Origin of the sequence: Micromonospora matsumotoense, assembly GCF_900091525.1 — a bacterium.
Classification (GTDB): domain Bacteria; phylum Actinomycetota; class Actinomycetes; order Mycobacteriales; family Micromonosporaceae; genus Micromonospora; species Micromonospora matsumotoensis.
The window spans coordinates 59,220-78,384 of the sequence record NZ_FMCU01000019.1 but is presented as its reverse complement, the minus strand read 5'-3'; the positions used below and the strand labels follow the sequence as shown (position 1 = coordinate 78,384).

Below are 19,165 nucleotides of genomic sequence, written 5' to 3'. Positions count from 1 at the left end.
GCGGTCTTCCCGGTGGTCGTGGTGCCGATGCGCGGCGAGCCGGCGTCGCCGATGGTGGTCGGGCGGTCAGCGGCGGGCCGCGGCGCGTCGGCGGGCCCGGTAACGCCACCAGCGGGCCAGCTCCCACAACCCGGTGACGGCCAGCGAGAGACCGATGCCGGTGAGCAGCCCCCGGACCGGGTCGCGTTCGAAGGCCAGCCCACCGAAGTAACCGATCAGCCCGCAGTACAGGCTCCAGACGCCGGCGGCGACGGTGTCGAAGATCAGGAAGCGGGGGAGGGGGTACCGCACCGCGCCCATGGTCAGGGTGACGGCGGTCCGGCCGCCCGGGACGAAGCGGGAGGTGGTGAGGATCGAGCCGCCCCGCCGGTCCACCGCCCGGCGGGCCCAGTCCGAGCCGGTCCGGCGGCGGCTGCCGTCGGGCAGCCGGGCCAGCCGGTGCGCGCCGCCGCCCCGGCCGATGCCGTACGAGACGTGGTCGCCGGCGAGCGCGCCGAGGGCCGCCACCGCGATCACGGCGGTCAGGTTCGGCTCGCCGCTGGCGGCGAAGACCCCGGCGGTGATCACCACGGTCTCGCCGGGCATCGCCGGGAAGAACGCGTCGACCGCGGTCACCACGAAGATCACCAGGTACACCCAGGGTGAGGTGACGGTGTGGTGGAGCAGGTCGAGCACCGACTGCATGCCCCCATGCTCGACGCTGCGCCACCGGCCGGGGGCCGAGTCGCCGGATCGGGCCGCCGGCCAGGGGCCGAGTCGCCGGATCAGCCCACCGGGCCGGGTCGGTGGATCAGGTCTTCTGCGGGATCAGGTCGCCGGTCGGAGCCGGGAGCGGATCGCCGGCCGGCGGGGTGTGCTCCCGCTTGTCGGCGGCGGTGGGACCGTGCGAGGTGAGCACCACCGGGGCGGCCAGTGCCTCCGCCACCGCGGCCGGCCAGTCGGTGGGCGGGGCGTCGTACACCGGGCGGGTCCGCAGCAGGCGGGCGGTGAGGGCCGCCTGCCGGTCCAGGTCGCCGGGCGGGCCGGGGGGTAACCGGTCGGCGTCCTCGTAGCGGCGGCAGAGCCGCAGCGCGGGACGGGCGGAGTCGGGCCCGGCCGGGTCGGGGCGGGTCAGGTCGAGGTGGGTGAGGGCCAGCCCGTCGACCCCGCCGGCCACCGCCAGGGCGTACCGGTGGGCGACGGCGTCGAAGTGGCCGAACCGGAACCGGCCCTGCCACGGATTGGTCGAATTGTGCGGGTCGACCAGCGGCAGCGTCGGGTCCTCGGTGACCAGCGGGCCCGGCCCGTGCCGGGTGGTGACCGTCCGCAACACCCCCAGCCGGTACGCCGACCCGGCCGCCCCCGCCTCGGCCAGCAGCGCCTCGGCGTTGGCGAACGTGGTGGTGCTCCACGTGGTGTACGGATGGAAGCCGTGCCACTCGTCCAACAGCACCCCCTGCGCCCCCTCGAAGACACAACTCTCCGCCCGCAGCACGCCCGCCAGGTAGGACCGGTCGACGATCGCCACCCGGGCGGCGAAGCCGGTGAACGCCGGCAGGCAGTCCGCCACCGGCGGGGCGTCCAGCGGGCCGAGTTCGGCGGTGAGCCGGTCCCGGAGCACGGTGAGCCGGCGGCGCAGCAACTCCGGGTCCCGGCAGTCGGCCACCCGGGGCGCCTCGTCGGGGTGGGCGAGCCCGTACCGGACGGCCTCACCCACCCCCAGCCCGCAGGAGCCGTGCCGGTCGGCCCCCCGGGCGATCTCCCGGAGCCGGTTGGCGGCCCGGTGGTACGGCGTGGCCAGCAGCGCCTCGCCGTCGACGGTGAGCCGGTCGAGGGCGTCGGGCACCCCGACCGAGGCGAGGTGGTCGGCCTCGGCGGCCAGCGCCAGCGGGTCCACCACCTGCTGTCGGGCCAGGTGGGTGCGCACCCCGGGGTGGAACGTCCCCGCCCCGAACTGGGCGAACGTGTGCTGCCGGCCGTCGGGCAGCACGACGTTGTGGGCGGCCTGCGCGCCCCCGTTGAACCGCACCACGGTGTGCACGGGTCGGGTCGCGCAGAGCCAGTCCACGACGGTGCCCTTGCCGGCGTCGCCGTAACCGAGGTCGACGACGATCACGTGCCGGCCGGGTCCGGGCCGGCCCGGGCCGGTCGGGAGCGGACCGGGCCGCCGGGTCACGGGGGCGGGGACGTCGGTCACAGCCGGGTCACCCCACCGGTGCGGTGCGGTGCGGCCGGCAGCGTGGAGACCTCGGTCTGTCGGCCGCCGCCCAGGCGGGCCAGCGCCTTCGACACCGTGCCGCCGGCGGTGGAGCCGGCCCGGTCCAGGTCACGAAGGCCCTCGTCCAGGTCGATGGCCTGTTCGCCGAGGCCGACGGTGAGCGCGATGGTCTCGCAGACCGCGTCCAGGTCGTCGAGCACGACGGCGTGCTGCCCGAGCCGGCCACGCCAGAAGTCGAGCACCTTGGCGTTGCCGGCATAGTGGCTGCCGGCGGGGAGCAGGTAGTAGGTGTCCCAGCGGCGGGTCACCTCGTCGACCATCTGCCGCAGCGGCACGTCCTCGCCGAGGTCGTCGCCGATCAGCCGGCTGACCTCCCGCCGGCTCACCTGGGGGTAGGCCAGCTCGTCGCCGATGATGAACAGGTAGCCGCGCCGGCCCCGCTTCTCCCAGCTGTCGGTGACCGTGTGCCGGGCCATGAAGTACATCGCCAGCTCGTACGACTCGGTCATCTGACCGCCGCCACCGCCCTCCAGCACGATCCGGCCGAGGTCGTCGTCCATCCGGTTGTCCGACTCGAACTGCCCCACCTGCAACGGCACCCGGTCGCAGGTGGCGTCGCCGATCGCGCCGAACATCACCTGCGGGTCGCGGGCGTAGCCCTGGCGCAGCAGCAGCCCGAGCAGTTGCGGCAGCTTGGCCTGGAGGGTGCGGGGCACGTGCCCCATCGAGCCGGTCACGTCGAACAGCACCGCGATGGGCGTCGACTGCGGGTGCTCCGCGTTGTCGCGGCTCTCCCGTACCGCGCCGCGCGGGTCGAGAGCCGGGTGCACGGTGCGCGCCCCGCTGTCGCTGTAGGAGAACGCGCTGGTGCCCTTCTTCCGGCGGTAGCGGTCGGCGGCGTCGTACACGTCAGTGGACCAGATTCCGCTGCCCATGGCAGCCTCCCTAGGGGTTGAGGGTGAAGGGTCGGAAGGTGCGCGGCCCGTAGAGCCGGTCCAGCACCTCGTCGAGTTCGCCGAGCAGTCGCCAGGCGTCGTCGGGTCGGGCGGCCAGCGCCGGGCGGCGGCAGCCGTCGGCGAAGGCGCGAAGTTCGTGGGGGGCCCGGTCGCCCATCAGCCAGCTCATGCACCGGGCGGCCATCGCCAGGTCGGTGCCGGGGCCGGCGGGCTGCCGGGCGGTGACCTCCGACGGGTACCAGTCCTCGTGGCCGGGGACCAGCGCCGGGACGGTCCCGCCCTCGACGGCGGAGAAGCACCAGTCGACCAGCACCACGCCGTGCGCGTCCGGCTCGATCAGCACGTGCCGGGGGAGCACCGCGCCGTGCACCACCCCGGCCCGGTGGGCCAGGCCGAGGGCGACCAGCAGCCGCCGCCAGATCCAGGCCGCGTCCCGGGCGTCCAACCCGTCCGGGTACGCCCGGCGTACCGCGTCGAGATCGTGCAGCCCGGGTACGGCGGCGAGCACGGTGATCCGGCGTTCCGCCCCGCTGGCGGCGTCCCGGTGCCGGAAGGTGTCGACCAGCCGGGGCACGTACGGCAGGTGGCGGGGGTCGCCGCGTTCCTCGATGGTCAGCAGGGCGTGCGTCTCGCGGGCCATGAGGTCGTTGTCGGCCGGGTCGCGGGGCAGTTTGAGCAGCCGGTCCGCCCCCACGTCGTAGAGGTCGGCGAGGTCACCGGCGTGGACCAGGGCGCCGAGCCGGTACCGCCCGAGCACGACCGTCGACGCGTCGCCGGCCGCCCGCCCGCCCGAGGCGGGACCGGTGGATGCCGGGCCACCGGTGGCTCCCGGGTCGCCGGGTGCGGGGGTGCGGGCGGCGCGCCAGCGGGTGGTGACCTGGACGAAGGCGTCGGTGGCTGCGGCGCGTACCCGATGGTCGAGCGCGCCGAGGCGGTCGGGGTGCAGGGCCGCGACCAGCTCGCGGTAGCGCCGCGCCGGGGTGTCGACGCCGAACAGGTCGGTGTCGGTGCGGGCCGCCGCGACCAGCCGGATCGCCTCGTCGGTCCTCACCGGATCGTCTCCTCCCGGGCGGGGCGCAGCAGCGCCGGGTGCAGCAGGCGGGCGTCGCCGGCCCGGTAGAGCCGGGCCCGGGGTCCGCCCCGGGCGCCGCCGCGTTCGGTGCTGACGCCGGTGCTCTCCACGAAGCCGGGGACGGAGAGCACCTTGCGGTGGAAGTTGCCGGCGTGCAGCGGGTGCCCCCAGACCGTCTCGTAGACGCCGCGCAGCTCGGCGATGGTGAACTCGGGGCCGAGGAAGCGGGTGGCCAGCGGGGTGTATTCGAGCTTGGAGCGGGCCCGTTCCAGCCCGTCGTCGACGATCCGGGCGTGGTCGAAGGCGAGCTGCCGGCTGGGCAGGGCGGTGACCGGCAGCCAGCCGGCCTCGTCGGCGTCGGAGTCGGCGACCGGGTCGGGCAGGTCGGGGGCGAAGGCGAGGTGGGCGACGGAGACGATCCGCATCCGGGGGTCCCGGTCCGGTGCGCCGTAACTGGCGAGCTGTTCCAGGTGGACCCGGCGCAGCCGGTCGCCGCCCAGGCCGGTCTCCTCGGCGAGTTCGCGGCGGGCGCCGGTGGTCAGATCCTCGTCGGGCTGGATGAAGCCGCCGGGCAGCGCCCAGTGCCCCTGGTAGGGAGGTTGGCCGCGCCGGATCAGCAGCAGGTGCAGCGCGCCCTCGCGGATGGTCAGCGCCACCACGTCCACGGTGATCGCGGTCGAGGGGTAGGCGCTGGGGTCGTATCCGGCGAGGAAGTCCTGCTCGTTCACGGCGTCCCTCTCAGGTTGAGAATTACTCGATCTGAGAACAACCTAGCTCACGGGAAGGCGTCGGGCAACCGTTGCGGTGCCAGCCAGGCACTGTGCGTCCCGTCACGCGGTCGCCCGGCACCGTGCCGTGCCCAGCGCACCGACCGGACGGCCCACCGACCGGGCAGCGCCGCCTAGCGGACGGCACACCTAGCGGACGGTGCCCACCAGGTGCGGACGACCGGACCGCGCGTCGTGCAGGGCGAAGTCCCAGCCCGGGACGGCGCTGAACGCCACCGTCGACGGCAACGGCACCGGCAGCTTGAACCCCACCTCCACGGTGTACGCCTCCGGCAGTCGGCTCTCCAGGGCGGCCAGGCAGCGGGCCTTGCTCCACATGCCGTGCGCGATCGGTCGGGGGAACCCGAACAGCCGCGCCCCCAGCCGGGAGGTGTGGATCGGGTTGTGGTCCCCGGAGACCCGGGCGTACTCCGTACCCACCCGTGGGGTGAGTCGCCAGTGTGCGGTGGCGGCCGGCGGCGCAGGCCGCTCACCCGGGTCGCGCCCGGCACCCTCGCCGGCCCCCCGCTCCCGCCCCAGGTACGTCGACACCCCGCGCCACACCTCCTCGCCGCCGACCGAGCCGACCAGGACGACGTCGACCTGCCGCCCACGCGGATGCGGTCGGAGCTGCTCCGCGTGGACGACGAAGTCCCACTGTTCGCCGGCCGGGACCGGTCGGTGCACGGTGATCCGGTTGCCCACGTGCACCACCCCGGCCAGCGGGAACGGAAACTCCGGCAGGGTCATCAACCGCAATGCCAGCGGGAACCCCAGCACGTGCGGGTAGGTCGCCGGCAGCGTGTCGGCCAGCCGGAAACCGCAGACCCGGTCGTACCCGGCGAGGTGGGCCCGGTCGACGGTGACCCCGGTGACGGCCAGTTCGACCGGAGGCGCGGCGTCCGGCCGGCGGGACCGGCCGATGCCGGGCAGCACGTCGCGCAACGCCCGCCGGTAGAGCGCGCCCGGCCTGGGCAGACCGGGCAACTCCACCCGGGCCCGCCCGGTCCGCGCCGACAGGTCCCCGTCGGCGTGCCCCGCGGTCGGGCCCATCGGACCCCCGGCGGCGTACGCCGACAGGTCGGTGGTGGCGGGCGTCGTCAGCTCCTCGGGTGCCGGCGGCCCGCCGGGGGCGTACGCCGACAGGTCGTGGGTTTCGTCGACGCTGCGGTCGGGTCCCGGGCCGGCGGCGCGGGCGGCGGCCAGCGCCGCCGGTGAGATGACCCCGGTGGGCCCGTCGATCAGGTCGCCGACCGACAGTTCCCCGCCGCCGGACTCCTCGGGTCGGTTCCTGCGCCGCGCCATCACGCCCCCAACAGACTCTGGCCGCAGACCCGGACCACGTTGCCGCTGACCGCGCCCGAGGCCGGCCAGGCCAGCCAGCCGATCGTCTCGGCGACGTCCACCGGCAGGCCACCCTGCGCCAGGCTGTTCATCCGGCGACCCGCCTCCCGGATCACCAGCGGGACCCGGGCGGTCAGCCGGGTCTCGATGAAGCCGGGGGCGACCGCGTTGACGCTGATCCCCCGCCCGGCCAGCGCCGGGGCGAGCGAGTCGACCAGGCCGATCACCCCGGCCTTGCTGGTCGCGTAGTTGGTCTGGCCCCGGTTGCCGGCGATCCCGGCGATCGACGAGACGGCGACCAGCCGGCCGCCCTCGGGGATCAACTCCCGTTCCCACAGCACGTCGTTGATCCGTTCCTGACTGGAGAGGTTGACGTCGAGCACCGAGTCCCACCGGTCGGCGTCCATCCGACCCAGCGTCCGGTCCCGGGTGATGCCGGCATTGTGCACCACCACGTCGACCCGGCCGTGCCGGTCGGCCAGGTGGTCGGCGAGCCGGGTGGGGGCGTCCGGTCCGGTGAGATCGAGCTGTACGGCGGTGCCGCCGATCTCGTTGACGACCGCCGCGAGGGCGTCCCCGGCCGACGGGACGTCCAGCGCGACGACCTGCGCGCCGTCGCGGGCCAGCACCCGGGCGACCGCCGCGCCGATGCCCCGGGCCGCGCCGGTGACCAGCACCACCTGCCCGGCCAGCGGCCGGTTCCAGTCCGCCGGGACGGCGGCCGGCCCGGCGCCGACCCGGACCACCTGCCCCGAGACGTACGCGGAGCGGCCGGAGAGCAGGAACCGCAGGGTCGCCTCCAGGCTGGTCGGGGTGCCGGCGTCACCGGCCCGGGTGACGTACACCAGTTGGGCGGTGACGCCCCGACCGAACTCCTTGCCGATGCTGCGGGTCAGCCCCTCCAGGGCCCGCTGGGCGGTGGCCTCGCGGGGCGAACCGCACTCGGCGGGCGGGGTGCCCAACACGATCACCCGACCGCTGGGCAGCACCGCCCGGGCCTGCGGGTGGAAGAAGTCGTAGAGCTGGCGCAGGCCGGTGGAGTCGGTGACGCCGGTGGCGTCGTACACCAGGGCCCCGTTCTTCGGCAGTTGGCCTGTGGTGGGGTCCGGGTCGCCGCTCGCCGGCGTGTCGCGCAACTCGACCCCGGCGTCGAGCAGCATCCGGCCCACCTGGACTGCCAGTCTCGACCCGCCGGCCGCGCCGAGCAGGACCGGGCCGGGCAGCAACGGGTCGCCGGGGGTGTGCCGGCGCAGCCGCGGCGGGTCGGGCAGCCCGAGGCGCTTGACCAGCGCGCGGCCGGCCCCCGATTGGACGAAGCTCGCGTACCTGTCGGTCATGGGCGTAGCCTACTGGCCAGTAGGTTGAGGGCAAGTCCAGAAACGGAGGCGGGATCGTGCAGAGCATCCGGCGGGTCGCGGTCATCGGCGGCAACCGCATCCCCTTCGCCCGGTCCAACTCCCGGTACGCGAGCGCGTCCAACGCGGACCTGCTCGGCGCGGCGCTGGACGGGCTGATCGCCCGGTTCGGGCTGGCCGGGCAGCGGGTCGGCGAGGTGGTTGCCGGCGCGGTCCTCAAGCACTCGAAGGACTTCAACCTGACCCGTGAGGTGGTGCTCGGCTCGAAACTCGACCCGCACACCCCCGCGTACGACATCCAGCAGGCCTGCGGCACCGGCCTGGAGGCGGCCATCCTGGTCGCCAACAAGATCGCCCTCGGGCAGCTCGACGTGGGCATCGCCGGTGGCGTCGACACCACCTCCGACGCGCCGCTGGCGATCAACGAGGACATGCGCCGTACCCTGCTGAAACTCAACAGCGCCCGGACCCTCGGCGAGCGGCTGAAGATCGCCGCCAAGCTCCGCCCGCACCAGCCGTTCAAACCGGAGCTGCCGCGTAACGCCGAGCCCCGGACCGGGCTGTCGATGGGTGAGCACGCCGCCCGGACGGCGCTGCGCTGGCAGGTCGACAGGCGGTCCCAGGACGAGGTGGCGCTGCGCTCGCACCAGCGCCTCGCCGCCGCGTACGACCGGGGTTTCTTCGACGACCTGATGACGCCCTACCTGGGGCTGACCCGGGACCAGAACCTCCGCGCCGACACCAGCCTGGACAAGCTCGGCGCGCTCCGGCCGGTCTTCGGCACCCGGGGCCCGGACGCCGAGCAGGCCACCATGACCGCCGGCAACTCGTCCCCGCTGACCGACGGCGCGTCCACCGTGCTGCTCGCCTCCGAGCAGTGGGCGCGTGAGCACCAACTGCCCGTGCTGGCCTGGTTCTCCTGGTCGGAGACGGCGGCGGTGGACTTCGTGCACGGCGACGAGGGGCTGCTGATGGCCCCCGCGTACGCGGTCCCCCGGATGCTGGACCGGGCCGGGCTGACCCTCCAGGACTTCGACTTCTATGAGATCCACGAGGCGTTCGCCTCGCAGGTGCTGGCCACCCTGGCGGCCTGGGAGTCGCCGGAGTTCGGCAAGGACCGGTTGGGGCGGGACGCCCCGCTGGGCGCGATCGACCGGGACCGGCTCAACGTCAACGGCTCGTCGTTGGCCGCCGGGCACCCGTTCGCCGCCACTGGTGGCCGGATCGTGGCGACGCTGGCGAAACTGCTCGCCGAGAAGGGCAGCGGCCGGGGGTTGATCTCGATCTGCGCGGCCGGCGGGCAGGGCGTGACCGCCATCCTGGAGCGCTGACACCGCACCGGCACCGAGTCCGCACCGCACCGTCCCGGGCCGCACCGTCCCGGGCCGGGCCGCACCGTCCCGGGCCGGGCCGGGCCGCACCGTCCCGGGACGGGTCGACGGATGCGACAACGGCCCCCTTCGGGGGACGAACCTTCCAAAGGCTCACGTTCATCTGCTGACCTCCGCACGATGAGGGCGCTCGTTCGTCCCTTATCAGGAGGTTTGTGGTGAAAAGTAGACGCTGGCTCGTCGCCGTACTCTCCGCCGCGGCCCTGGCCGTCTTCCCCGGGGTCGCGCCTGCGGCCGGTACGCCGACCACCACGGCCGAGGCCGCCGCGCTCTCCGACGACGGCACCCGGGGGCCGGACGGCAGCCGCCCCGGCCACACCCAGCCCAACGCCCGGAACATCCGGTCCGACCAGCCATCCGCTCTGCCCGGTGCTGCGCAGCCCGGTCGATCCGGTGGTCAACAGCCCTCGCCGGACGAGAGTCACTGCCGCCCCGGCCTACCGCCGGATGCGCCGCAGACCACCCGGTTCTACGACGACAACCGACTGCTCGGGCCGACCACGTTGCCGAGCCCGTCCCCGGTCGGCCCGCTGCTCGCCGGCTACCAGCGGTTCGGCGCACAGGGCGAGTCCCGGTGGGTCCAGAACTACACGGTGAACGGAGCCGGCACCACGCTGGTCTTCCCGCCGGAGAGCGGCTTCTTCCTCGGCCCGGACGGCAAACCGGTGAAGCAGCGGCAGACCATGCTGCCGGGATACCGCCTGGACCGCTTCGGCTTCACCGGCGGCGCCTTCCTGGCCCCGCTCGGTACCCCGTTCGGCTCCCGCTCCCTCGCCCCGCAGAGCCTGAACACCCCACCGACGCCACCGGCCACCACGCCTGCCGCTCCGCTGGCGAACTACCACACCTACTGCGTGCTCACGCCGTTCGACGTCGACTCCGGTCCGATCGCCCCCTGGTTCGCGCAGCCCGGCATGGGCACCCAGTTCCAGCTCAACCCGGCGTACGTGCCGCAGGCCGGCAACCTGCTGAACGTGCAGTGGCTGCTGGACCACCACGTCATCGTCGAGGAGTATCTGGGTGGGAGCACCCCGCCCTGCCCGACCGACGCCGTGCCGCGTCAGGGTGGGGTGGGCGGCGGGCTGCGTACCGCACCGGTCTGCTGATCCGCTGCCGCCCCGACCCGGCCGGCTCCTGTCGTGTCCGGCCCGGCCCGGCCCGGCCCGGCCGTCCGGGCGGCGGCCGGGCAGGTCGCCGGCCCGGCCCGTTCCCGCACCCAGGAGGTCACCGTGGATCGGCACGAGCTGCGTAACGCCCTCTTCGCGACCGGGATCTCCCCGGACGCCTTCGAGTTGGAGAGGGTGCACGAGCACGTCCCCCTGCCACCCGACTTCTGGTTCCTCCGCCGGTCCGCCGACGCACGGTGGGAGATCGGGGCGTACGAACGCGGGGTGTACGACGTCCGCCTGGCGTACGACACCGAGCCGGAGGCGTGCGCGGGGCTGTGGCGGGCACTGACCGGTCGCCCCACCCCACCCTGACGTGCCGCCCGGCCCCGGCCTGGCCGGGGTGATCCACTCATCGGGGGCGGAACAGCGGTGTCCCGGCCCGCGCGATACCGCTGTTCCGCCTCCCGGGAGTCGATCAGTCCGTCCCTGTGGGATCGATCAGGTCGGTCTCCGCCAGCCGAGGAAGCGCGCGTGCAGGTCGCTGGCCGGCTGACGGGGTAGGTCCGACAGCGCGTCGGCCAGTTGCAGGCCGAGGTAGCTGCCGAGGGTGGTGCGATCGTCCGCGTACTCGCTGAGTAGCCGGTCGCGTCGGACCTGGCAGGGCCAGGGCTCGCCGCACCCGGCGCACTGCCAGCTGGGACGGGCCGGCACGAGGCGGACCACGCAGAGGTGGGTTTCCGGATCGGGTACGTGGCTCTCGAGGGTCCTGGCAGTCGTCGAATTCACCGGGCCAGGCGCAGTCGGTGCGCCCATGCCGCCACTCGAATCCTGACCGTCCGCTGTGACCTGCTGAGTGTTCGCGCAGTTCGGGGCGGTGTTGTCGGGGCTTCCTACCGTGGTGTCAGCCCGCCCGGACGTCATGGTGGCGGCGCCCCGTCGAGGAGTGTCATGCCCGGTCGTGCCCTGCTGCGTACCGCTGCCGTTGCTTCTGCCGTCGTGCTCGCCGCCGGCGGTTGTGCCGCCACCACGACGGGCTCCGAGGGGCCCCCGGCGATCGGGGCGGCCGGCGGCCCGGCGGGGCCGGGCCACGCGAGGGCCGGCTCCGGCGACACCGGCACGGTCACCGACGGCGGGGCCCCGGGCATCGCGGTCGGGGGTGCCGGCCCCACCGCCGCTCCCACCGCCAGCCCTTCGACCGGCGGCGGTGGGGACAGCGGCGGCGCCAAGTCCGGTACGAAGGCCAGCGGCCCCACCATCAGCTACTTCCGGGTAACCGACAAGCCGCGCTGCCCGGCCGGCACCACCGTCCACCCGATCGCCGGCGGCGGGGTGCTGATGGAGTGGCGGGTCGGCAACGTGACCTCGGTGGCCCTGTCGGTCGACGGCCCCGGCATCTACCGCGACGACTACCCGTCGGCCGGCAGCGAGGAGTTCACCTTCCCCTGCTCGGGGCGGGAGGGCGATATCCAGCGGCACACCTACACGTTGACGGCGCGCAACGCGCACGGCACGCAGACGAAGACCATCGTGGTCACCGCCCCGGTGCACGACATCCCGAAGGTGTGACCGGGCCGTCGCTGACCTCCGCGAGCCGCGCGGCCCGCCCGTCTCCGCCCACCTGAAAGGCGCGGCCGAGGCGGGTGGCGCGCCCAGACCCGAATCCTCATGCGGATGCTGACCCGCCTGCGGATTCCCGTCCTCGTCTTCGCCAACAAGATCGACCGCCTCGGTGCCCGCTACCAGGATCTGTTGGACAGCATCGGGCAGAAACTGACCCCCCGCCCGCTCGCGATGACCACGGTGACCGGTCCCGCCACCGTGGTCACGAAGGCGTCTTCGTCTCCGCGCTGAGCGGCCACCGCCGCACCACCGGCACCCCGACGACGCACCGACGGCAACCCACTGCACCGCAAGGAATACCTGGCACACGTACTCAGACGGGGGTCCGGCTCCACGCGGACGCCGGGTGGCACGCGACCGCCGCCCTGGTCGGCCCGACCAGGGCGGCGGTCGTCGGGTAGGAGAGAATGAGGTACGTGACGACGATCCCGAACGTGCTCGCCCACCGGTACGCCTCACCCGAGCTGGTCGCCCTCTGGTCCCCGCAGGAGAAGGTGCGGATGGAGCGGCGACTCTGGCTCGCCGTGCTCCGCGCCCAGCGGGACCTCGGCGTGGCGGTGCCGGACGGCGTGGTCGAGGCGTACGAGCGGGTGGTCGACCAGGTCGACCTGGCGTCGATCGCCGAGCGGGAGCGGGTCACCCGGCACGACGTGAAGGCCCGGATCGAGGAGTTCAGCGCGCTCGCCGGGCACGAGCACGTGCACAAGGGGATGACCTCCCGCGACCTCACCGAGAACGTCGAGCAGCTCCAGGTGCGTGCCTCGCTGGAGCTGATCCGCGACCGGGTGGTCGCCGCGCTGGCCCGGCTGGCCTGGCTCGCCCACGAGCACTCCGGCCTGGTGCTGACCGGCCGCTCGCACAACGTCGCCGCGCAGGCCACCACGCTGGGCAAGCGCTTCGCCTCGGCCGCCGAGGAACTGCTGATCGCGTACGAGCGGCTGGAAGACCTGATCGCGCGGTATCCGCTGCGGGGGATCAAGGGTCCGGTGGGCACCGCCGCCGACCAGCTCGACCTGTTCGACGGTGATGCGGGGAAGGTCGCCGAGCTGGAACGGCGGGTCGCCGGTCACCTGGGTTTCGCCCGGGTGCTGGACAGCGTCGGGCAGGTCTACCCGCGTTCGCTCGACTTCGACGTGCTCTCCGCTCTCGCGCAGGTGGCCGCCGCGCCGTCGTCGTTGGCCACCACGATCCGGCTGATGGTCGGTCAGGAGCTGGCCACCGAGGGCTTCAAGCCGGGCCAGGTCGGCTCCAGCGCGATGCCGCACAAGATGAACACCCGCTCGTCGGAGCGGGTGAACGGCTTCGCGGTGATCATCCGGGGTTACCTGTCGATGGTCGGCGAGCTGGCCGGTGACCAGTGGAACGAGGGGGACGTCTCCTGCTCGGTGGTGCGCCGGGTGGCCCTGCCGGACGCCTTCTTCGCCGCCGACGGGTTGTTCCAGACCTTCCTCACCGTGCTCGACGAGTTCGGGGCGTACCCGGCGGTGATCAGCCGGGAGTTGGAGCGCTTCCTGCCCTTCCTGGCCACTACCAAGATCCTGGTCGCGGCGGTGCGCCGGGGCGTCGGCCGGGAGGTCGCCCACGAGGTGATCAAGGAGCACGCGGTCGCGGTCGCCCTCGCCATGCGGGAGAAGGGCGCCCCGGAGAACGACCTCTTCGACCGGCTGGCCGCCGACTCCCGCCTCGGCCTCACCCGCAGCGAGATCGACACCCTGGTCGCCGACCCCGCCACCTTCGCCGGCGCCGCCCAGGCCCAGGTGGACGCGATCACCCGCCGCATCACCACCGTCGTCACCGCCCACCCCGAAGCCGCCACCTACTCCCCACCCCCCATCCTCTAACCCCTCCCTCCCTCCCCTCCCACCCCGCAGTCCCCCGTTGATCAAGAGGTTTGCGTCACCATTAGTGATCAACTTGACCTGAACCTCTTGATCAACACGCTTGGTCGGGCCCGGGTGCGCCCGGCCGTCCCGCTCCGCCTGGCGTCCGTCCCGTTGGGTGCCGGGTTGTCGGGTGCTGGTGCGGGTGTCGCCGGTGATCAAGAGGTTTGCGTCATTCTTCGAGATCAACTTGGCGTAAACCTCTTGATCAACGGGGGTCAGCCGGGTGGTCGGTCGGGCGAGGGGCGGGGGCGGGGGCGGGTAGGTGGGTGGGTGGGGTTAGGGGTTGGGGGTGGGGGTTTGGGCGGCGGAGGAGAGGTTGGGGGCGCTCGCCGGCTCGGCGATACCGCCGGGGGCACCGGTGAAGCCGGGCTCGTGGGCGGTCTCCGCGGCGATCAGGGGCTGGTCGTGCGGCATGACGTCGGGGACCTTGGGCGCCACGATCACCGCCGTGCCGTAGGCGCAGATCTCCATCCACATCTCGCCGCAGTCCCGGCTGTCGAAGCGCATTCCCACGACGGCGTTCGCGCCGATACGCAGGGCCTCCTCGCCGAGCCGGGCCACCGAGTCGGTACGCCAGCGGGTGAGGTTGTCCGGGGCCATCGGGTCGTACGCGCCGCCGCGCAGGTTCTTGACCCCCTCGCGGTACGGGTTTCGGGTCCGCGCCATCGACGACACCACTTCGCCGAGGATCTGGCGGATCTCGTAGCCGGGCAGTTGATCCGTCGTCACGACCAGCACGGTTCCGATGCTGTCAGTAGTCGTACAGAGTCGGAGCGTGCCGTGCGCGGCTGGTCGGATGCTGCAAAACGAGGCGGCGCGGACGGTCGGCTCTCGACCGGCCATCCGCGCCCCGCGAGGTGGTAACCGTCAGACACCGGCCATCGAGGTGATCCAGGCCCGGTTGTACGCGACAGTGCCGCCCGCGGCCCGTCAACGGTGGAGGCGACGTCGACCCGCCGGCTGCTGTGGCACCCGCCGGTGCCCGGAACGACATCCCGGTGCCGGCTGCCACCGGGGTCACCCGTGCCGGGGCGGTCCTGGGCTGGTGGGACGCCCTACCGCAGTGGCGGGTCGGGCCCGGGCGGTGGACCGTGTCGGTGGCGCCGGGGTGCCGGGTCGGGCGGCACCGGGGCTGGTGTCGAGACCGAGAGGTTCACCCGGTTGATCCGGGTGATCGTGGGGGCGCCCTGCGGGCGGGGCGACCAGGCGTCGAAATCTGACGATTGATGGCAGACGTGGCCGGGCTCGGTCACCAGATCCCGATCCAGTTGGATCAATGTGACAGAGATGACCCGCGACATGCTCGTCCCTGTTTGTCGGATACCGGTCCCAAATCTGGCGTTGAGCCGCGTATTGCCTGCTCAGAGGGGGTGTGTCGAGGCGACGCGTCGACAATCGGCAACAAATCCGCATCAGAGCGGCAACGAACGGATCTCGACCGCCCATCCCGACGGCCGGTAATGTCGATCACTGCCTGAACTGCGCCCGGCCGGTGCGTCCGGACCGGAATCTGCCAGGTACGCTGGCTGCGCTCGCCCGTAGTGGGCCGGCACCCAACTGCGTACACAGTCAGGAGTGCCCAGTGCCTCGCGTCGTCGTCGACGTCATGCTCAAGCCCGAGATCCTCGATCCTCAGGGCCAGGCCGTCGCAAACGCGCTGCCGCGGCTCGGCGTCAGTGACGTCGCCTCCGTCCGGATCGGCAGGCGGATCGAGATCGAGTTCACCGGCGAACCGGACCTGGACCGGGCCCGGGAGATCGCCGACAAACTGCTCGCCAACCCCGTCATCGAGGACTTCACGGTCCGGGTCGAGGCCGACGAGACCGTGGACGCGCACTCGTGACCGCCCGCGTCGGAGTGGTGACCTTCCCCGGCTCGCTGGACGACGGGGATGCCGCCCGTGCCGTGCGGATCGCCGGCGCGGAGCCGGTCCGGCTCTGGCACGGCGACCCGGAGCTGCACGGGGTGGACGCCGTCGTCCTCCCCGGTGGCTTCTCCTACGGTGACTACCTGCGCTGCGGGGCCATCGCCCGGTTCGCCCCGGTGATGGAGACCCTGGTCGACGCCGCCCGGGGTGGCCTGCCGGTGCTCGGCATCTGCAACGGCTTCCAGATCCTCTGCGAGGCCCACCTGCTGCCCGGCGCGCTCACCCGCAACCAGCACCTGCACTTCCGCAACCGGGACCAGGTCCTGCGGGTCGAGTCCGCCGGCACCGCCTGGACGAACACCTTCCAGCCCGGCCAGGAGATCCTCATCCCGGTCAAGAACGGCGAGGGCTGCTACGTCGCGGACACCGCCACTCTCGACGAGTTGGAGGCCGACGGCCGGGTCGTCGCCCGCTACGTCGGCGGCAACCCGAACGGCTCCCAGCGGGACATCGCCGCGATCACCAACGCCGCCGGCAACGTGGTCGGCATCATGCCCCACCCGGAGCACGCGGTCGAGGCGCTCACCGGCCCCTCGCTGGACGGCCTCGGCTTCTTCACCTCAGTGCTCAAGCACTTGGTGGGGACGCCGGCGTGACGATGCGCGGCGGGTACATCGGTCGGCTCCACCGCCCCACGGGCGGGTACGAGCGCAGCGAGGAGAGGTCATGACCACCCACCAGGACCCGGCCGTTCGGGCAGCCGCGGGCTCCGTCCCGGCGGAGCCGCACGCGGCTGTCGCGCCGCCGGCCGGTCCGGCCGACGCCGGCCGGCACAACGGTCCGGCGCCGGCCCTCGACTGGGCGGACGGCGTGGACACCGTGCAGCGGGCCGCCGGCACCGGCGACGAGCTCCAGCCGTACGCCGAGCTGGGTCTGCGCGACGACGAGTACGACCGGATCCGGCACATCCTCGGCCGCCGCCCCACCCAGGCCGAGCTGGCCATGTACTCGATCATGTGGAGCGAGCACTGCTCCTACAAGTCGAGCAAGGTGCACCTGCGTCAGTTCGGTGAGAAGGCCCCGCCGAGCGACCGGCTGCTCGCCGGCATCGGGGAGAACGCGGGCGTCGTCCGGGTCTCCGACACGCTGGCCGTCACCTTCAAGGTCGAGTCGCACAACCACCCGAGCTTCGTCGAGCCCTACCAGGGCGCGGCCACCGGCGTCGGCGGCATCGTCCGGGACATCCTGGCGATGGGCGCCCGCCCGGTGGCGGTGATGGACCCGCTGCGGTTCGGCGCGGCCGACCACCCGGACACGGCCCGGGTACTGCCCGGCGTGGTCGCCGGCGTCGGCGGCTACGGCAACTGCCTCGGCCTGCCCAACATCGGCGGCGAGCTGGTCTTCGACCCCTGCTACCAGGGCAACCCGCTGCTCAACGCGCTCTGCCTCGGCGTCCTGCCGGTCGACCGGTTGCAGAAGAAGGACGCCGCCGGCCCCGGCAACATCGTGGTGCTGCTCGGCGCGAAGACCGGCCGGGACGGCATCGGCGGCGTGTCGGTGCTGGCCAGCGCCACCTTCGACGAGGGCAGCGAGAAGCGTCGCCCGTCGGTGCAGGTCGGTGACCCGTTCATCGAGAAGCTGCTGATCGAGGCGTGCCTGGAGCTGTACGACGCCGAGCTGGTCGTCGGCATCCAGGACCTCGGCGGCGCGGGCCTGACCTGCGCGCTCACCGAGACCGCCGCGTCCGCCGGCACCGGGATGCGGGTCTGGCTGGAGCGGGTTCCGCTGCGCGAGCCGTCGATGGAGCCGCACGAGATCCTGGCCAGCGAGTCCCAGGAGCGGATGCTGCTGGTGGTGACCCCGGAGAAGCTGGAGGCGGTGCTCAAGACCGCCGAGAAGTGGGGGGTGCTGGCCACCGCGATCGGCGAGGTCACCGCGCCCGCGCCGGACGGCCGGCCGGGCCGGCTGCTGGTCACCTGGAACGACCACGTGGTGGTCGACGTGCCGCCGGGCTCGCTGGTCGACGACGGTCCGGTCTATGCCCGCCCGATGCGGGAGCCGGCCGACCTGATCCTGCTCCAGGCCGACCGGGCCGAGACGCTGCCCCGGCCGAGCAACCCGGAGGCGCTGCGGGAGACCCTGCTCCGCATGATCGCCTCGCCGAACCTGGCCGACAAGACCTGGGTCACCGAGCAGTACGACAGGTACGTGCTGGGCAACACCGTGCTCGCCCAGCCGGAGGACTCCGGCGTGATCCGGATCGACGAGCAGAGCGGCCTCGGGGTCGCCCTCTCCGTCGACGGCAACGGCCGGTACGCCCGCCTCGACCCGTACCAGGGGACGAAGCTGGCGCTCGCCGAGGCGTACCGGAACGTGGCGGTGACCGGTGCGAAGCCGATCGCCGTGACCAACTGCCTCAACTTCGGCTCGCCGGAGGACCCGGGCGTGATGTGGCAGTTCGCCGAGGCCGTCCGTGGCCTGGCGGACGGCTGCCTGGAGCTGGGCATCCCGGTGACCGGCGGCAACGTCAGCTTCTACAACCAGACCGGTGCCGCCGCGATCCACCCGACCCCGGTGGTCGGTGTGCTGGGTGTGCTGGACAACGTGGCCGACCGGGTGCCGATGGGCTTCGTCCCGCGTACCGGTGGCGACCACGACCAGCTGTTCCTGCTCGGTGACACGCACGTGGAGCTGTCCGGCTCGGAGTGGGCCTGGGTGACGCACGAGCACCTGGGTGGCATGCCGCCGCAGGTCGACCTGGGCCGGGAGCGCCAGCTCGCCGAGCTGATGGCCGAGGCTGCCCGGGTGGGTCACCTCAGCTCCGCACACGACCTCTCCGACGGGGGTCTCGCCCAGAGCCTGGTCGAGTCCTGCCTGCGCCGGGGGGTCGGGGCCCGGGTCGGGGTGCCGGAGCGGTTCGCCGACGGTTCGCTGCCGTTCGTCTTCCTCTACAGCGAGTCCGCCGGCCGGGTGCTGGTGAGCGTTCCGCGCGGGCACGAGAAGGCGTTCACCGCCCTCTGCACCGAGCGTGGCGTGCCGTGGGAGCAGATCGGCGTCACCGACCCGACGAGCGACGCCCTGGACGTGCACGGCCAGTTCCGGATCGGTCTGGACGAGCTGCGGGCCGTGCACACCGCGACCCTGCCCCGGCTCTTCGGTGGGTCGGAGGCGGCCCAGGTGCAGGTCGAGGCGGCCCGGACCGGCACCACCACGATCGCGCCGGCCACCGCCGGGCAGCCGGTGGACGTACCGGAGCGGGAGCAGCCGGCGGACGCGGACGACCCGGCCGGCGAGGCGGTGGCCGCCCCGGCGACCGCCGCCCCGGTGTCGGGCGGTCCGGTGTCGGGCGGTCCGGAGACCCGCGCCGCCACGGCCGCCGGGCCGGACGCTTCTGCGGGCTCTGCGCCGGCACCGGCCGCCCCGGCGGGCTCCGCGCCGACGTCGGACGCCGCCTCGGGGGCGGACACCGCGTCGGCGGCCGGCGGACACGATGTCGACGTACCGACGGCCGGGTCCACCCCGCAGGCCGGCGCGGACGACGCTGCGGCGTCCGGGACCGGTGACGGCGGCGGGCAGCGCCCGACGCCAGACCAGCGCTGAGGCG

The 19,165-nt window shown here is 73.6% G+C and carries 17 protein-coding genes and 1 pseudogene; 9 read left to right on the top strand and 9 right to left on the bottom strand.

Annotated features, from left to right (window positions below; translation table 11 throughout):
* Positions 1–66: 66 nt before the first annotated feature.
* The 7 genes from GA0070216_RS27605 to GA0070216_RS27575 all read right to left on the bottom strand — a co-directional run bounded on the left by GA0070216_RS27605 (position 67) and on the right by GA0070216_RS27575 (position 7,673).
* Positions 67–684, bottom strand: a complete 618-nt coding sequence (locus GA0070216_RS27605) for a DedA family protein (protein WP_091252147.1) — start codon at positions 682–684, stop codon at positions 67–69.
* A gap of 106 nt (positions 685–790) precedes the next feature.
* Positions 791–2,092 carry an adenylosuccinate synthetase gene (locus GA0070216_RS27600; protein WP_091252283.1) on the bottom strand — a complete coding sequence of 434 codons (1,302 nt, stop codon included), beginning with the start codon at positions 2,090–2,092 and terminating at the stop codon, positions 791–793.
* 80 nt (positions 2,093–2,172) lie between these two features.
* Positions 2,173–3,132 carry a hypothetical protein gene (locus tag GA0070216_RS27595; protein ID WP_091252145.1) on the bottom strand — a complete coding sequence of 320 codons (960 nt, stop codon included), beginning with the start codon at positions 3,130–3,132 and terminating at the stop codon, positions 2,173–2,175.
* A 10-nt stretch (positions 3,133–3,142) separates the two neighbouring features.
* A complete protein-coding gene (locus GA0070216_RS27590; protein WP_091252143.1) occupies positions 3,143–4,204 on the bottom strand; it encodes a serine/threonine-protein kinase in 1,062 nt (353 codons plus the stop codon).
* On the bottom strand, positions 4,201–4,953 hold the full coding sequence (locus tag GA0070216_RS27585) for an NUDIX hydrolase (RefSeq protein WP_091252140.1): 753 nt from the start codon (positions 4,951–4,953) through the stop codon (positions 4,201–4,203). Before GA0070216_RS27585 ends, GA0070216_RS27590 begins: the two co-directional genes overlap by 4 nt.
* Positions 4,954–5,142: 189 nt before the next feature.
* Positions 5,143–6,045 (bottom strand): MaoC/PaaZ C-terminal domain-containing protein, encoded by a 903-nt coding sequence (locus GA0070216_RS27580; RefSeq protein ID WP_245722770.1) that lies wholly within the window; start codon positions 6,043–6,045, stop codon positions 5,143–5,145.
* A gap of 251 nt (positions 6,046–6,296) precedes the next feature.
* The gene (locus GA0070216_RS27575; protein WP_091252135.1) at positions 6,297–7,673 is read right to left on the bottom strand and encodes a 3-oxoacyl-ACP reductase; all 1,377 of its coding nucleotides are present in this window, start codon (positions 7,671–7,673) and stop codon (positions 6,297–6,299) included.
* A 56-nt stretch (positions 7,674–7,729) separates the two neighbouring features.
* Between GA0070216_RS27575 and GA0070216_RS27570 the strand changes: the two genes are divergently transcribed.
* The 3 genes from GA0070216_RS27570 (at position 7,730) to GA0070216_RS27560 (ending at position 10,563) form a co-directional block, all read left to right on the top strand.
* Positions 7,730–9,022: an acetyl-CoA C-acetyltransferase gene (locus GA0070216_RS27570; RefSeq protein WP_091252133.1), complete on the top strand. Its 1,293-nt coding sequence runs from the start codon at positions 7,730–7,732 to the stop codon at positions 9,020–9,022.
* A 218-nt stretch (positions 9,023–9,240) separates the two neighbouring features.
* Positions 9,241–10,188, top strand: a complete 948-nt coding sequence (locus tag GA0070216_RS27565) for a TNT domain-containing protein (RefSeq protein WP_141723216.1) — start codon at positions 9,241–9,243, stop codon at positions 10,186–10,188.
* A 33-nt stretch (positions 10,189–10,221) separates the two neighbouring features.
* On the top strand, positions 10,222–10,563 hold the full coding sequence (locus GA0070216_RS27560) for a hypothetical protein (protein ID WP_218108289.1): 342 nt from the start codon (positions 10,222–10,224) through the stop codon (positions 10,561–10,563).
* 126 nt (positions 10,564–10,689) lie between these two features.
* Here the strand turns inward: GA0070216_RS27560 and GA0070216_RS27555 are convergent, their stop codons facing one another.
* Positions 10,690–10,914: a hypothetical protein gene (locus GA0070216_RS27555; protein ID WP_091252128.1), complete on the bottom strand. Its 225-nt coding sequence runs from the start codon at positions 10,912–10,914 to the stop codon at positions 10,690–10,692.
* Positions 10,915–11,139: 225 nt separating this feature from the next.
* Here GA0070216_RS27555 and GA0070216_RS27550 point away from each other — a divergent pair, with 225 nt between their 5' ends.
* The 3 genes and pseudogenes from GA0070216_RS27550 to purB all read left to right on the top strand — a co-directional run bounded on the left by GA0070216_RS27550 (position 11,140) and on the right by purB (position 13,652).
* Entirely contained in the window at positions 11,140–11,757 is a 618-nt protein-coding gene (locus GA0070216_RS27550) for a hypothetical protein (RefSeq protein ID WP_141723215.1), read from the top strand.
* A gap of 81 nt (positions 11,758–11,838) precedes the next feature.
* A pseudogene (locus GA0070216_RS27545) lies at positions 11,839–12,042 on the top strand (GTP-binding protein); the annotation flags it as partial.
* A 185-nt stretch (positions 12,043–12,227) separates the two neighbouring features.
* Positions 12,228–13,652 carry an adenylosuccinate lyase gene (gene purB, locus GA0070216_RS27540; RefSeq protein WP_091252122.1) on the top strand — a complete coding sequence of 475 codons (1,425 nt, stop codon included), beginning with the start codon at positions 12,228–12,230 and terminating at the stop codon, positions 13,650–13,652.
* Between the two features lie 318 nt (positions 13,653–13,970).
* Here the strand turns inward: purB and GA0070216_RS27535 are convergent, their stop codons facing one another.
* Entirely contained in the window at positions 13,971–14,537 is a 567-nt protein-coding gene (locus GA0070216_RS27535) for a YbjQ family protein (protein ID WP_176739161.1), read from the bottom strand.
* 739 nt (positions 14,538–15,276) lie between these two features.
* Between GA0070216_RS27535 and purS the strand changes: the two genes are divergently transcribed.
* The 3 genes from purS (at position 15,277) to purL (ending at position 19,161) form a co-directional block, all read left to right on the top strand.
* On the top strand, positions 15,277–15,537 hold the full coding sequence (gene purS, locus GA0070216_RS27530) for a phosphoribosylformylglycinamidine synthase subunit PurS (protein ID WP_091252121.1): 261 nt from the start codon (positions 15,277–15,279) through the stop codon (positions 15,535–15,537).
* Entirely contained in the window at positions 15,534–16,217 is a 684-nt protein-coding gene (purQ, locus tag GA0070216_RS27525; RefSeq protein ID WP_091252119.1) for a phosphoribosylformylglycinamidine synthase subunit PurQ, read from the top strand. The genes purS and purQ overlap by 4 nt, the downstream gene beginning before the upstream one ends.
* A 70-nt stretch (positions 16,218–16,287) precedes the next feature.
* Positions 16,288–19,161 (top strand): phosphoribosylformylglycinamidine synthase subunit PurL, encoded by a 2,874-nt coding sequence (purL, locus tag GA0070216_RS27520; protein ID WP_091252117.1) that lies wholly within the window; start codon positions 16,288–16,290, stop codon positions 19,159–19,161.
* Positions 19,162–19,165: the final 4 nt, after the last annotated feature.